3 protein-coding genes are annotated in these 16,137 nt (G+C 73.4%); all 3 read left to right on the top strand.

The genetic code is table 11. From position 1 onward, the window contains the following. Window positions 1-128: 128 nt before the first annotated feature. Window positions 129-6,986, top strand: a complete 6,858-nt coding sequence (locus ACSDR0_RS14655) for an amino acid adenylation domain-containing protein (protein ID WP_435289338.1) — start codon at window positions 129-131, stop codon at window positions 6,984-6,986. Beyond that, window positions 6,987-10,364, top strand: a complete 3,378-nt coding sequence (locus tag ACSDR0_RS14650; protein ID WP_435289337.1) for a non-ribosomal peptide synthetase — start codon at window positions 6,987-6,989, stop codon at window positions 10,362-10,364. It begins immediately after the preceding gene. A 309-nt stretch (window positions 10,365-10,673) separates the two neighbouring features. Continuing rightward, on the top strand, window positions 10,674-15,791 hold the full coding sequence (locus tag ACSDR0_RS14645; protein WP_435289336.1) for an amino acid adenylation domain-containing protein: 5,118 nt from the start codon (window positions 10,674-10,676) through the stop codon (window positions 15,789-15,791). The last annotated feature ends 346 nt before the right edge of the window (window positions 15,792-16,137 follow it).

Here is a 16,137-nt window from a genome sequence, read left to right as displayed (position 1 = left end):
TCGACTCGGTCAGACAGATATGTATGAATGTCATTAATCCTAAGGAAAGGTAAGCGGTACCGGAGAGATCGGGTGCGTTCCCCGGCCGCGGAGCGCGTCTCAGCCCCCCTGCCGAAAGTGAGACACGTGTGACGTCCTCGCCTGGCCAGTCCCTAAGCAGCACACAGCTTTCCGACGCCAAGCGAGCACTGCTGGAGAAACGGCTGCGCCGTCGCGTGCCGGATCCGGTGTTCACGATCCCCCGGCGGGCGCCGGGGCAGGGGGCGCCGCTGTCGTTCGGGCAGGAGCGGCTGTGGTTCATGGACCAGTTCGCCCCGGGCACCGCCGCGTACACGATCCCGATGACGTTGCGGCTGAGGGGACCGCTGGACGTCGCGGCGCTGGAGCGGGCGATCGGGGCGGTGGTGGCCAGGCACGAGAGCCTGCGGACGCGTTTTCCCGCCGACGAGGACGGGCGTCCGACGGCGGTGGTGGAGGAGCGGGTCGAGGTTCCGCTGGAGAGGGCGGAGGCGGACGGCGAGCGGACGGCGATCCGGCTGGTGAGCGACGTGGCGGCGCTGCCGTTCGACCTGGCGCGGGGGCCGCTGCTGCGGACGCTGCTGGTGCGGGTGAGCGGCGGGGACACGAAGGACACAGAGGGCGCAGAGGACACCGGCGCCCGGGGTGCCCGGGGTGCCCGGGGTGCCGAGGAGACCGGAAACACCGGGGACACGGGGGACACAGGGGACACCGCCGGGGACGCGGGGGGCGCCGGGGATCACGTTCTGCTGGTGGCGCTGCACCACATCTGCGGTGACGGCTGGTCCACCGACATCCTGGCCGAGGAACTGCGGGCCTGTTACGCGGGGACGGAGCTTCCCGAGCCGCCGTTGCAGTACGGCGACTACGCGCTGTGGCAGCGGGACCGGCCGGTCGCCGAGTCCGGGCTGTCCTACTGGCGGGCGCAGCTGGCCGGAGTGGTCCCGCTGGAGCTTCCCGTGGACGGGCGGCGGCGGGGCGAGCAGACGTTCGCGGGGGCCTCGCACGGTTTCACGCTGGGCCGGGACCTGGTGGAGGGGCTGACGCGGCTGGCACGGGAGGCCGACGCGACCCTGTACATGGTGCTGCTGGCGGCCTACCAGGTGCTGCTGGGCCGGTACGCGCGCCAGGACGACTTCGCGGTCGGCTCCCCGGTGGGCGGGCGTCCCCGGCGGGAGCTGGAGAGCGTGATCGGCATGTTCGTGAACGTGCTGGCGATGCGCGCCGACCTTTCCGGCGACCCGGGGTTCCTGGAGTTGCTGGAGAGGGTCAGGCGGACCACGACGGAGGCGTACGCGCACCAGGAGCTGCCGTTCGAGCAGCTGGTCGGGGAGCTGGGCATCGAGCGCGACGTGAGCAGGTCGCCGGTGTTCCAGGCGGTTTTCGCGCTGCAGAGTTACGGGCGCAGGGAGGGGACGCGCTGGCCCGGGTTGTCGGTGGAGCCGTTCGAGTTCGAGGCCAGGGCGACGCGTTTCGACCTGGAGCTGTTCCTGAGCGAGCAGCCGGGCGGTATGGGCGGGTTGTTCGTCTACAACCGCGACCTGTTCGACGCGGCCACGGTCGAGGGGATGGCCGCGCAGCTGGAGGCGCTGCTGGGGGCGGTGGTGGCGGCTCCGGCGGCGCGGATCTCGGAGCTGGACGTCCTTCCCGCCGAGGAGCGGGAGCGGGTGCTGGCGTGCGCGGCGGGTCCCGGCGAGCCGTACGCGGACGGGGCGACGCTGGGCGGGATGTTCGAGGCGCAGGTGGCCCGGACGCCGCGGGCGGTGGCGGTGGAGTTCGAGGGTGAGCGCCTGACGTACGCGGAGCTGGAGGTGCGGGCCAACCGGCTGGCGCACCGGCTGCGGGGGCTGGGGGTGGGGCCGGGCTCGCTGGTGGCGGTGTGCGCGGAGCGGTCGGTCGAGCTGGTGGTGGCGCTGCTGGGGGTGGTGAAGGCCGGGGGGGCGTACGTGCCGCTGGATCCGGACTACCCGGCGGAGCGGCTGGCGTTCATGCTGGCCGACGCGGCGGTGCCGGTGCTGCTGGCGCAGCGGGCGGTGCTCGGCGTGCTCCCGGACGTGCCGGGCGGGGTGGTGACGGTCGTGCTGGACGACCTGCCGGACGGGCCGGGCACGCCCGTGGAGCCGTCGGCGACGTCGGCGGACGCGGCGTACATGATCTACACCTCGGGGTCGACGGGACGGCCCAAGGGGGTGCCCAACACCCACGGTGGCATCCGCAACCGGCTGGGCTGGATGCAGCGGGTCTACGGGCTGACCGGCGACGACGTGGTGGTGCAGAAGACCCCGGCGGGTTTCGACGTGTCGGTGTGGGAGTTCTTCTGGCCGCTGGTGACGGGCGCGCGGCTGGTGCTGGCCCGTCCCGGCGGGCACAGGGACGCGGCGTACCTGCGGGACCTGATCGTGGAGCGGGGGGTGACGACGGCGCATTTCGTCCCGTCGATGCTGGCGGCGTTCCTGGAGGAGGAGGGCGTCGAGGCGTGCGGGTCGCTGCGGCGGGTGGTGTGCAGCGGCGAGGAGCTGACCGCGCACGTGGCCGAGCGGTTCTTCCGGCGCCTGCCGGGGACGGGGCTGTTCAACCTGTACGGGCCGACGGAGGCGGCGATCGACGTGAGCCTGTGGCGGTGCCGCCCGGGTGACGCGACGGTGCCGATCGGGCACCCGGTGGAGAACACCTCGCTGCACGTGCTGGACCGGCATCTGCGGCCGGTGCCCTTCGGGGTCCCCGGTGAGCTGCACATCGGCGGGGCGCAGGTGGCGATGGGCTATCACGCCCGGCCCGGCCTGACGGCGGAGCGGTTCGTGCCCGACCCGTTCGGGACGGCGGGGGCGCGCCTGTACCGGACGGGTGACCTGGTACGGCTCCGCCGCGACGGGGCGATCGAGTTCCTGGGGCGGATCGACCACCAGGTGAAGATCCGTGGGCAGCGGATCGAGCTGGGCGAGATCGAGGCGGTGCTGCGCGGGCTCGCGGGGGTGCGCGAGGCGGTGGTGACGGTTCGGGAGGACGGCGCGCCGGGTGACAGGCGGCTGGTCGCGTACGTGGTGGGCGCGGTGCCCGCGGTGGCGGGCGCGGGCGGGGAGGGTCCGCCCGGAGCGGAGCCGAACGGGGCCGGACGGGACGGGCGACCGGGCAAGGCGGGACCGGACGGGGCGGGACTGGACGGGGCGGAGCTGCGGCGGGCGTTGAAGGTGACACTGCCCGACCACATGGTGCCGTCGGCGTTCGTGGTGCTGGACGCGTTACCGCTGAGCCCGAACGGCAAGCTGGATCGCGGCGCGCTTCCCGCGCCGGAGCGGCCGGGCGGTGAGGCCGCGGGGCCGGGGGCGGAGCCGCGGACGCCGGTGGAGCGGGCGATCGCCGAGATCTGGCGGGAGCTGCTGGGGGTGGCGTCGGTCGGTGCCGACGGTGACTTCTTCGAGCTGGGCGGTCACTCGCTGGTCGCGATCCAGGCGGTGGCGCGGATGCGCAAGGCGCTGCCGGTGGTCGGGGGGCGCGCGGTCGGGGTGATGGACCTGTTCAAGCATCCGACGGTGCGCGAGCTGGCCGCCCTGGTGGAGCGGCCCGCGGGTCCGGCGGGGCCGCGGAGCCTGCTGTACGAGCTGACCAGGCCGGGCCCCCGGCTGATGACGTATGTGTGCGTACCGTACGGCGGAGGCAGCCCGCTGATCTTCCAGCCGCTGGCCGACGCGCTGCCGGACGGGTGCTCGCTGCACGCGCTGGCCTTTCCCGGGCACGATCCCGGGTTGCCCGACGAGGAGACCAGGCCGATCGACGAGGTCGCGGACCTGTGCGTGACCGAGATCCTGGAGAACGTCGAGGGCCCCCTGGCCCTGTACGGGCACTGCGGCATCGGCGGCGCGCTGGTGGTGGAGGTGGCGCGGCGGCTGGAGGAGCGGGGTCGCGCGCTGGAGGCGGTGTACATCGGGGCGATCTTCCCGTTCGCCAAACCGCGAGGCCGGATCGCGGGGCCGCTGGCGCGGCTGACGCGCTACGACCGGTTGCGCGGTGACCGGGTGTACGAGAACCGGATGAAGTCGATGGGCACCGACATCTCGGGGCTGGACGACGAGCAGATCCGGTTCATGGTGCGCAACCAGCGGCGTGACACGCTGATCGCGGAGGAGATCTTCACGCGGGTGCTGGCGGAGCGCGTGAAGCGGCTGCGGGCGCCGGTGATCTCGGTGGTGGGCGAGCAGGATCCGACGACCGACTACTACCAGGAGCGTTACCGGGAGTGGCACTTCCTGAGCGACACGACGGCACTGGTGATCCTGGATGAGGCAGGTCACTATTTCCTGAAATATCGGGCTGCGGAGCTGTCGGAGATCCTCACCAACACGCACATCGCCATGGGGTACGGCGCGGCGGGCACGCTCGACCGGCCTTCGCGGGGTCCGGGGGCGGGCTGGTGGGTCGAGGAGGTCTCCGTCCGCTCCCCCGCCCCGGAGGAGGTGACGGGGCGCGCGCCGGAAGGGGGCGATGAGGGCCCGGCGGTGGCCGCCTCCCAGGGGGCGCCTGGCTCCACCGGAAAGGACGCGGCCGTCGGGGTGACGGACTCCGCGAGCTCCGCGGGCGGAGATGGCTCGGGGAGATCACGCGGAAGCGGCTCCGGCCGGACCGGCGGGAGCGGCCCCTCGAGGGCGGGGACCGCGACGAAGGCGCCGCCGCCCAGCCTGCGGCGCTTCCTGGTGGTGGCGGCGTTCCAGCTGGTGTCGATGGTGGGCACCGCCATCACGGACTTCGCGATCCCGGTGTGGATCTACCTGACCACCGGGTCGCTGGTGGACTTCGCCCTGTTCGTGGCACTGTCGATCATGCCGGGGGTGGTGATCGCGCCGCTGGCCGGGGCGATCGTGGACCGGTCGAGCCGTCGCTCGATGATGATCCTCGGCAACTGCATGGCCGGTGGCACGCAGCTGGTCCTGGGCACCCTGTTCTGGACGAACACGCTGGAGATCTGGCACATCTACCCGCTGACCGCGTGCCTGTCGATCGCGTTGATCTTCCAGCGGCTGGGCTTCACCACCGCGCTCCCCCAGCTCGTCCCGAAGGAGTACATGGGGCACGCGGCCGGGGTGGTGCAGATGGTGATCGGCACGGCGCAGTTCGCGGCGCCGCTGGTGGCCGTCGCGCTGCTCTCCACGATCGGCCTGGGCGGCATCCTGGCGGTCGACGTGGCGAGCTTCGTCCTGGTGCTGGGCGCCCTGCTGCTGATCCGCTTCCCGGACACGATGGCGCACTCGCCCAGGGAGCCCCTGTCGAAGGAGATCGCGCAGGGGCTGCGGATGTCGATCGGCAACCGCCACCTGCGGGCGGCGATGATCTACTTCGCGACGCTCAACGTGATGCTCGCGGCGCTGCTGCTGTCGATAACCCCGCTGGTGCTGTCGTTCTCCACGCTGACCGTCGCCGGGCAGATCTCCTTCGTCGGCGGTCTGGGCGGGGCGCTGGGCGGCATGGTGATCGCGCTGTGGGGCGGGCCGAGGCGGCGGCGGATGCGCGGGGTGATGCTGGCGACGCTGGGGCTGTCGGTGTTCGCGGTGATCACCGGGTTGCAACCCACGGCGTGGGTGGTGGGGATCGGGGCGTTCGGCCTGTGGGGCTGCCTGTCGATCGTCAACGGCACCTTCCTGACGATCATCCACACGAAGGTGCCGCAGCGCTTCCACGGCCGCGTGCAGTCGCTCAACCAGATGGTGTCGTGGTCGACGCTGCCGATCGGCATGGCGGTGGTGGCGCCGCTGGGCGAGCGGCTGCTCAACCCGCTGCTGGTCGAGGGCGGCGCGCTGGCGCCGACGGTGGGCGCGGTGATCGGTGTCGGCCAGGGCCGCGGCGTGGCGTTCATGTACGTCGTGCTGGGCCTGGGCATCGCGGTGCACGTGCTGATCTCCATGCGCACGCGGGTGCTGTCGCGGTTCGACGACGAGATGCCGGACGCCCCGGCGGACGACCTGGTGGGGGCCCAGATCCTGCGGGAGCGGGCGGGCAACCGGGTGAGCGTGGCCTGGACCGCCCCGGCGTTCGCCAAGGCGATCACGATGCCGCTGCCGCTGGAGCGCGCGAAGGCGGTGCTGCGCACCCCGTACCCGGACGCGGAGGTGCGGGAGGTGGTGCTGCGGACCGGCGGGGAGATCAGCGCGGTGTACGAGGTCAGGTGCGCCGACCGCGAGCTCATCGTGAAGATCTACCCGGACGTGCTGGCGGCGCGGCTGCACAAGGAGGCGCGCGTCTACGAGCTGCTGCGCGGCAGCGGCGCCTCCTGTCCCGAGATGGTGCACTGGGACGTCTCGCGGCGCGACCTGCCACACGCGTACGCGGTGATGACGAAGGTGCCGGGCCGGCCGCTGTCGGAGGTCTCCGGCGCGCTGGCGGCCGAGGAGGTCGCGGGCCTGTACCGGGAGATGGGCCGGACGCTGCGGGCGGTGCACGGGGTTTCGGTGGAGGGGTTCGGGCCGATCGACGGGCCGCGGGAGAGCTCCAACGAGGCGTACGTGGGCGGGCAGCTGGACCTGAGGCTGGCGCAGTTCACCGACTTCGGCGGGGACGCGGAGCTGCACGCGGAGATCTCCGCGTACGTCGGGCGCAACCGCCACCTGGTGGCGCGCTGCGACTCCCCCGTCCTGTGCCACAACGACTTCCACGAGCGCAACGTCATGGTCGCCGAGGAGGACGGGCCGGGGAGCCCGCTGCGGATGACCGGCGTGATCGACATGGAGAACGCGCTGGGCGGCGACCCGCTGATGGATCTGGCGCGGACCGACTACTTCGCGGTCAGGGGTGACGCGGAGCGGCGGCGGTACCTGCTGGAGGGGTACGGCGGCCTGCCGGACGACTGGCCGCGGCGCCTGGCGTTCTACCGGCTCTGCCACGCCCTGGAGCAGTGGCACTGGCTGGCCACCCTGGGCGAGACGGCCGCCCTGCCCGTGATCGCGGAACAGCTCCGCGAGTGCCTGAAGGAGAACGTGTAAATGGACGTCTTTCCCGCCTCGTTCGCCCAGGAGCGGATCTGGTTCCTGCACGAGCTCCTGCCGGACCTGGCCGTGTATAACATCGCCATCCGCTCGGAGGCGGCCGATCTGCGGCCGGTGGACCCCGATCTGCTGGAGCGGGCGCTGGCGGTGCTCGCGGGCAGGCACGAGTCGATGCGGACGGCGTTCGAGCTGCGCGACGAGCGGGTCGTGCAGACGATCGCGGACCGGGTGCCGGTCTCGATGGCCAGGACCGACCTTTCCGGGCTGCCCCCGGAGGAGGCGGCGAAGGAGTTCGAGCGGGTCGCCGCGGAGGAGGCGCGCAAGCCGTTCCGGCTGGAGCGCGCCCCGCTCTGGCGGGTGCGGCTGGTCACGCTGGGCGGCGGGGAGTGGCGGCTGCTGCTGGTCCTGCACCACACGGTCTTCGACGCCTGGTCGGCCGGCATCCTGTGGCGGGAGCTGACCGAGGTCTACCGGGCGCTGCGCGAGGGCCGCGAGCCCAAGCTGCCCGAGCTGGCGATCCAGTACGCCGACTACGCGGTCTGGCAGCGCGACCGGCTGGGCGGCGGCGAGCTGGACGGCGACCTGGCGTACTGGCGGGAGCGGCTGCGCGGGAGCGTCCCGCTGGAGCTGCCGTCCGACCGGCCGCGCCCCGCGGAGATGAGCTACGTGGGCTCGGTGCTGGACTTCGCCGTGCCCGAGGAGCTGGCCGAGCGGGTGGGCGCGCTGGCGAGGCGGCGGGGCACCACGCCGTTCACGGTGCTGCTGACGGCGTTCTCTGTGCTGCTGGCGCGCTGGAGCGGGCGGACCGACGTCGTGGTGGGCTCCCCCGTCGCCGGGCGGGAGCTGCCGGAGCTGGACGCGCTGATCGGCATGTTCGTCAACACGCTGCCGCTCCGTACCGACCTGGGCGGCGACCCGGCGTTCGGCGAGGCGCTGGACCGGGTCCGCACGACCGTGCTGGAGGCGTTCGACCACCAGAACGTGCCGTTCGCGAAGCTGGTGGAGGCGGTGGACCCGCCCCGCGACCCCGGCAGGACGCCACTGTTCCAGGTGGGGTTCAACCAGGTCGCGGTGGACGGGCGCGGCCGGTACGGCAACGGCACCTCCAAGGCCGACCTCACCATGGAGCTGCACAATCCGGACGGCAGGATGGAGGGCTGGGTCGAGTACAGCACGGACCTGTTCGACGAGGACACGATCCGGCGCCTGGTGTCGGCGTTCCTGACGCTGCTCGGCGCGGCCGTCGACGACCCGGAGCTGCCGATCTCCCGGCTGCCGTTGATGGACGGGCGGGAACGGGCCCGGCTGCTGGCCTCCTGGCACGGTCCCGCGGCCTCGTACCCCGAGCGCTGCCTGCACGAGCTGATCGCCGAGCGGGCGGAGCGGACACCGGACGCCCCGGCGGTCATCTCCGCCGAGGGGACGCTCACCTACGGGCGGCTGGAGGAGCGGGCGGGCGCGCTGGCCCGGCGGCTGCGCGAGCGCGGGGTGGGGGCGGAGACGCCGGTCGCGGTGTGCCTGCCGAGGAGCGCCGAGCTGATCGTGGCGCTGCTGGCGGTGCTGAAGACGGGCGGCTGTTACGTGCCGCTGGATCCGGACTACCCGGCGGAGCGGCTGGGGTTCATGCTGGCCGATTCGGGCAGCCCGCTGCTGCTGACCCGCTCGACGCTGGTGGAGCTGCTGCCGTCGAACCATCCCCCGGCGATCCTGCTGGACGCGCTGCCGATGAACGGGGCGTCCGGGTTCGTCCCCGGCCCGGTCTCCCCCGACGCTCCGGCGTACGTCATCTACACCTCGGGGTCGACGGGGACGCCCAAGGGGGTGGTGGTGCCGCATCGCGGGGTGGTGAACCTGGTCACCGGGCTGGGGTTCACCGAGCGGGAGCGGATGCTGCTGCTGACCTCGCTGTCGTTCGACATCGCGGCGCTGGAGATCTTCGGCCCGCTGACGGCGGGCGGTGCGGTGGTGCTGGCTCCCCCGCACCGCAACGGCGGGCTGGGCGAGCTGGTGGCGGAGGCGGGGGTGACGACGGTGCAGGCGCCGCCGTCGGTGCTGGAGGAGATCCTGGAGCGGCTGCCCGCCGGGCTGCCGCGCGTGTTCAGCGGCGGGGAGCCGCTCTCGGTGTCGCTGGCCGGGCGGATTCACCGGGTCGCCGGTGAGCTGTGGAACCTCTACGGGCCGACGGAGACGACGATCTGGTCGCTGGCGCACCGGGTGCCGGAGGGCGCGGAGTCGATGTCGATCGGCATGCCGGTCGCGGGCACCACCGCGTACGTGCTGGACGAGGCGATGGAGCCGGTGCCCGCCGGGGTCTCCGGGGAGCTGTTCCTGGGCGGCGACGGGGTCGCCCGCGGCTACCGGGGGCGGCCGGGGCTGACCGCCGAGCGGTTCGTCCCCGACCCGTTCGGCCGGGGCGGCCGCCTCTACCGGACGGGCGACCTGGTGCGGCGGCTGCCCGACGGCACCCTGGAGTTCCTCGGGCGCGCGGACGACCAGGTGAAGGTGCGGGGGGTGCGGATCGAGCTGGGCGAGGTGGAGGCGGCGCTGGCGGCGCACCCGGGCGTGCGGCGGGCGGTCGCCGCGGTCAGGGACGACGCGCCCGGCGGCCGGGCGCTGGTCGCGTACGTGGACACGGGCACAAAAGCCGGCACGGGCCTGGAAACGGGCACGGGTACGGGGGTGTGCGCGGGCACAAACGCGAACCTGGGCGCTGAAACGGGCGCGAGCGGCGCGAACACGGATGCGGGCAGAAGCGTGGTCACGGGCGTGGGCACGGGCGCGGGCGCGGGCGCGGGCGCGGCGGCGGATGCGGACACCGATGCGGACACGAGCGTGGGCACGACCGGGACGACCGGGACGACCGGGGAGGTGACGGCCGGGGAGGTGACGGCCGGGGAGGTGACGGCCGGGGAGCTTCGGGCGTTCCTGGCGTCGCGGCTGCCCACCACGATGGTGCCGAGCCTCTTCGTACCGGTGAGGGACTTCCCGAGGCTGCCCAACGGCAAGCTCGACCGCGCCTCGCTGCCCTCCCCCGTCGCGGAGGAGGCCCCGGCGGCGCCCGCGGGACCGGTCACGGCGAGTGAGGAGCTGGTGCACGAGATCTGGTGCGAGGTTCTGGGCAGGAACGGCATCGGGATCGACGACGACTTCTTCGACGTCGGCGGGCACTCGCTGCTCGGCACCAAGGTCGTCGCCAGGATCTGCTCGGCGGTGGGCATCGACCTGCCGCTCAACGCCCTGTTCACCACGCGCTCGGTCCGCGGGCTGGCGCTGGTGGTGGAGGAGTGCCTGGCCGCGGAGATCGATCGGCTGACGGACGAGGAGGCCGAGCGGATCGCCGATGAATACGACCGAAATGACAGCGCAGTGAACTAGGACCGAAATCGGCATTTCGGACGCTTGCTCTTGGTAGCCTCCGGCCTCTTTCCGGTGTCCACAGAGTGAGACGCTTTACGACTCAGGGAAGTGGTACGTCACCTTCCGTTCACGATATCGCCGTGAACTGCGGCGATCTCGGAGCGTCAGTAAGCCCGAAGATCTTCCCGTGCGGCCGAAACCGGCATTCCGACTCATGTTTAATTTTCAATCCTTGACTGCCGATGACACAAATAATAGGAATGATCTGGCTTATCGCTTGTGAATACTTGACAGGGCAAAAACCCTGTTTGGGGCTATGGGGGGTGAATGCTCGAAGCGATGCGGGGGGACTCGTCGTCCGCCTCGTTGCACGGTCCGTCGTTCGTTTCACCGGCGCCGCCGACGGCTCCCGCTCCCGCCTCCTGGACGGCCGGACCATCCCACATCGCCCCGGACGCGCTGCTGTGCGATCTCGTCGCCGCCCAGGCGGCGCGGACGCCCTCCGCCCCGGCGATCCGGCAGTGGGACACCAGCCTCACCTACCGCGAGCTGATCGGCGCCGCCACCGCGCTTGCGCTGCGATTACGCGCCCTCGGGGTGGGTCCCGAGGACCGGGTCGGGCTCTGCGTCAGGCGCACGCCGCTGATGACCGTCGCCGCCCTCGGCATCATGATGGCGGGCGGCGCGTACGTCCCCCTCGACCCGGCGCATCCACGCCGGAGACTTGACGAGGTCCTCGACGACGCGGGCATCACGGTCGTCGTGACCGACGGCCACGGCCGCATGCTGCTGGACGGCTGCGGGCGTCCCCTGGTCGAACCGGAAACGAGCGCCGCGCCCGTGTCCGAAATTACCTCCGGAGCCGCCGACGGGCCCCTGGCCGGAACCTCGGCCGGAACCGGGAAGGAAAGCGACGGCGGGATCGGCGGCGAGGTCGGCGGCGGTCCGGCGCGGCCGGAAAACGCCGCTTACGTTCTGTACACGTCGGGGTCGACCGGGCGGCCCAAGGGCGTGGTCGTGAGCCACGCCTCCGCGGTCGCGTTCGCCTCGGCCGCGGCGGCCCACTTCGGCCTGGACTCCACGTGCCGGTCGATCGCGTTCTCCGCGCTCGGGTTCGACGTCTCGGTGCTCGACATGCTCGCGCCGCTCACCGTGGGCGGCTGCGTGCAGTTGGTGCCGGACGAGGACAGGACCGACCCGGCCCGCCTGCAGCGGTTCCTGGAGGCGCACGACGTCACCTGGGGGTTCGTCCCGCCCGCCCTGCTGCCGCTGGTCGACCCGGCCAGGCTGCCGCACCTGCGCGACCTGATCACGGCCGGTGAGCCGCCGGGCCCCGAGCAGGTGGCCCGCTGGTCGGCGCACACCCGCTTCCACAACTGGTACGGCCCCACGGAGACGACCGTCTGCGTGGTCGGCACCGAGCTGTCGGGGACGTGGGAGCGGTCGCTGCCGATCGGGTATCCCCTGCGAGGCTGCCGGGCGCACATCCTGGACGAGGACATGCGCGAGTGTCCCGTCGGCGTCCCCGGCGAGCTGTACATCGGCGGGCCGCAGGTGAGCCGCGGCTACCTGGGCCTGCCCGGCATGACGGCCGAGAGGTTCGTTCCCGACCCGTTCGAGGCCGCGCCCGGGGCGCGGCTCTACCGCACCGGCGACCACGTCGCCTGGCAGGAGGACGGCCGGATCGCCTTCATGGGGCGGCTGGACCGGCAGGTGAAGATCCAGGGACAGCGGGTCGAGATCGGCGAGGTCGAGTCGGTGGTGCGGGCGCACCCCGGGGTGACGCAGGCGGTGGTCGACGCCCCCGGCGAGCTGGTCGCCTACGTCGCGCCGCTGGACGCGCCGGGGCTGGCGGCCCTGCGGGTGCACTGCGCGGGACGGCTGCCGGTCTACATGCTGCCCACCCGCGTGGTGCACGTCCCCGTCCTGCCGCTGAACGCCTCCGGCAAGGTCGACCTCGCCGCCCTGCGCGGCCTCGCCCGGGACGCCTCCGGGGTTCCCGGGGGCGCGACCGGGGACGTGAACGGGAACACGGCCGAGACCTCGGGACTGGCGGGGATCTGGGCGCGGGTGCTCGACGCCCCTCCCCCCGGCCCCGACGACGACTTCTTCGAGCGCGGCGGGCACTCGCTGCGGGCGATGCGCCTGGTGTCGGCCGTCAGGGCGGAGCTCGGCCGGGACATCTCGGTCGAGGACGTCTACGCGGCCCGCACCTACGGCGCCCTCTCTTCCGGTGTCGAGAAGGCCCCTCTCCGGGACGACGCGCCCGCGGGAAGCGCCCTTTCCGGCGAGTCCCCGTCGCTGTCGCCCGCGCAACGGCGCATGTGGTTCGTGGAGCGGCTCGCCCCCGACACCCCCGCCCACAACATCGCGATGGCCGAGCGCGTACGCGGCCCGCTGGACCACAGCGCGCTGCGAAGCGCCCTGGAGTCCGTGGTGGCCGGGCACGAGACGCTGCGCTGGCGGATCACCTCCCGCGACGGCGTGCCCCACGTGTCGGTCGTCCCGCCCGGCGAGGTGCCGCTCCCGCTCGACGACCTCTCGACGTTCGCCCACCCCGAGACCGCGCTGGTGAGGGCGCTGGAGACGGAGGCGCGGACGCGGTTCGACCTGGCGCGCGACCCGCTGGTGCGGGCCAGGCTGATCCGGCTGGCCGAGGACGACCACGTGCTCGCGGTGACCGCGCACCACATCGTCTTCGACGGCTGGTCCCAGGACGTCTTCTACCGGGACCTGAGCGCCGCCTACCGCGGCGACCCGCACGGTCCGGCGGGGGCGTCGTTCGCCGACTACGCGCGCTGGTCGAGGGAGCGTTCGGACGGCGACGGGGTCGACTGGTGGCGCGAGCACCTCAAGGACGCCCCCATGGTGCTCGACCTGCCCAGGGACACCCCTCGCCCTCCCGTCCAAACTTTTTTTGGAGCGCTCCGAACAGCGGAGATTGACGGTGAGATCGGGGACCGTGTCAGGAGTCTGGCGGTCCGGCTGGGGGTCACCCCGTACCCGGTGCTGCTGGCCGCGTTCGCGCAGCTGCTCTCCAGGCTGTCCGGGCAGCGGGACCTGCTCGTCGGCACCCCGTACGCCGACCGGGGGCACGTCGCGTTCGAGTCGCTGATCGGCATGTGCGTGCGGATGCTGCCGCTGCGGCTGCGCCAGGACCCCGAGGCCTCCTTCGAGGAGCACGTGGCCCGCTGCCGCGACGAGCTCGCCGAGGTCGTCTCCCGCGGCGACGTGCCGCTGGAGCGTGTCGTGGAGGCGCTGCGCGTCCCGCGCGACCTGGGGCGCAACCCGGTGACGCAGGTGCTGTTCAACATGTACAACTTCGCGGAGCCCAAGCTGGACCTGCTGGGGTGCGTGACCGAGCCGCTGCCCGCCGGGCTGCCGGGCGCGCTGTTCGACCTGACGATGTACGTCAGCGAGCGCGGCGACGGGTACGCCCTGCAGCTCGTCTACAACCCCGACCTGTTCTCCGCCGCCAGGATGGACGCCCTGCTGGCCGGTTACGCGCACCTGCTGGGCGACCTGCTCGCCGACCCGGGCGAGGCGGCGCGCGAGGCCCGGCTGGCCCCGCAGGAACCGCCCGCCGCGCTGCCGGTCTGGGACGGTCCGGGGCCGCTGGACACCCTGCACGGCGACGTCGTGGTGGAGGGGGCGGGGCGGGTCCTGGGGCACGCCGAGCTCACCGCGCTGCGCCACCGTACGACCTCGGCGCTGCGCGCGGCCGGGGTGGAGCCCGGCCAGGCGGTCGCGGTGCTCGCCGCGCGGGTGCCCGAGCTTCCCGGGCTGCTGCTGGGGGTGCTGGCCACCGGGGCCCTCTGGGTGATCCTCGACCCGGCGCACCCGGCGCCGGTGCTGGCCCGCCAGGCCGCCGCCGCCGGAGCCGTGGCGGCGCTGCGCTGCCCGGGCGCGCCCTCCCTGCCGGGCCTCCCGGAGATCGTGCTGCCGGAGACCGTGCCGGCCGGTGACGGAAAGCCCGGTGACGGGGAGACTCGGACGGCCGTGGCGAGGCCGGAGGAGAACAGCGGCGGGGAGGCTCGGATCGGCGCGACGCCGTGGGAGCCGCCGCATTCGGAGCGGGGTTACCTGTCGCTCACCTCGGGGACCACCGGCGACCCCAAGCCGGTGGTGACCGGCGAGGGACCGCTCGCGCACTTCGTCGCCTGGTACGCGGCGACCTTCGCGGTGACCCCCGCCGACCGCTTCGCCCTGCTGTCGGGCCTGGCGCACGACCCCGCGCTGCGCGACGTGTTCGTGCCGCTCGCCACCGGCGCCCGGCTGTGCGTGCCGGAGCGGGAACTGCTCCGCGACCCCGTCCGGCTGGTCGCGTGGCTGCGCGAGCACCGCGTCACCGTACTGCACCTGACCCCGCAGCTGGCCAGGATGCTCTGCGGGACCGGCGCGACGCTGCCCGAGGTCCGGCTGGTGGCGACCGGCGGCGACCGGCTCACCCACGCCGACGCCGCGCGGCTGCGCCGCCTGGTACCGGCCGCCCGCCTGGTGGCCTTCTACGGCACCACCGAGACCCCGCAGGCCCACGCCTGGTACGAGATCCCCGCCTGGGTGCGCGAGAGCGCCGAACCCGTCCCGGCGGGGCGCGGCATCGAGGGCAGCGAGCTGGTCGTGGTCGGCGAGCACGGCGGCCGGGCCGGGGTGGGCGAGCTGGGCGAGGTGGTCGTGCGCAGCGCCAACCTGGCGACCGGCTATCTCGACGCCGGGCTCACCCGGCTCCGCTTCACCGGGGACGGCTTCGTCACCGGCGACCTCGGACGTCTCAACCCCGACGGGACGGTGACGATCGCCGGCCGACGTGACGACCAGGTGAAGATCCGCGGCTTCCGGGTGGAGCTGGGCGAGGTGGAGGCGGCGCTGTCGGCCCACCCCGAGGTCCGCGCCGCCGTCGCGGTGGCCGACCGGGACGAGCGGCGCGAGACGGTGCTGCACGCCTACGCGGTGCCCCGCAGACCCGGGCTGGCCGCGCCGCGGCTGCTCGACCACCTGCGCGCGGTACTGCCCGAGCACGCGGTGCCCGCCGAGGTGATCGTGGTTCCCACGCTGCCGCTGACCCCCAACGGCAAGGTCGACCGCGCCGCGCTGCGCCGCCCCGTGTCCCGGCCGGGAGGCGAGGCCGGCGGGGAGGTGTCCGGCCCGACCGAGCGGGCCGTGGCCGAGGTGTGGCGGGCCGTGCTCGGCGTGCCGCGGGTGGGCGCGACCGACAACTTCTTCGAGATCGGCGGCCACTCGCTGGCGATCGCCGCCGTCCAGGCCCGCCTGGGCTCGGCCCTCGGCCGGGAGATCCCGATCGTGGACCTCTTCCGCCACCCGACCATCCGCGCCCTGGCCGCGCACCTCGACGGTGGAGGCCCCACTCCGGGCCTCGACCGCGCCGCACGACGACTCGCCGTGCGGCGAGACCGCCTCAAGGACCGCTCAAGGAAGCCGAGCTGACAACCGCGCAATCATCCGCACCCGCATCCGAGCCCAGGCTCGGTCCCACACCCGAACCCGTACCCGCATCCGAGCCCGGACCCGGCCCCGCAGCCGAATTCGAGCAGGACCCCACACCCGAACCCGCACCCGAGCCGACATCCGTCCCTCCTTCGGCCCTCGCGGCCGGACCGACCCCCGTCCACCCCCTCGCATCCGAGACCGAACCGGCGACCGCACGACCTTCCGGAGCGCGAACCCGCCCGGTCACCCACCCCATGACCGAGCCGGCGATCGAGTCGCCACCCGCACGACCCTCCGCACCGGAAATCGAGCCGCCCCCCGTCCAACCCACCGCACCGGCGCC

This window comes from Streptosporangium sp. G11 (assembly GCF_051192615.1).
GTDB lineage: Bacteria > Actinomycetota > Actinomycetes > Streptosporangiales > Streptosporangiaceae > Streptosporangium.
Note: the sequence above shows the minus strand (reverse complement) of the source record. Positions and strands in the feature narration are given on the sequence as shown.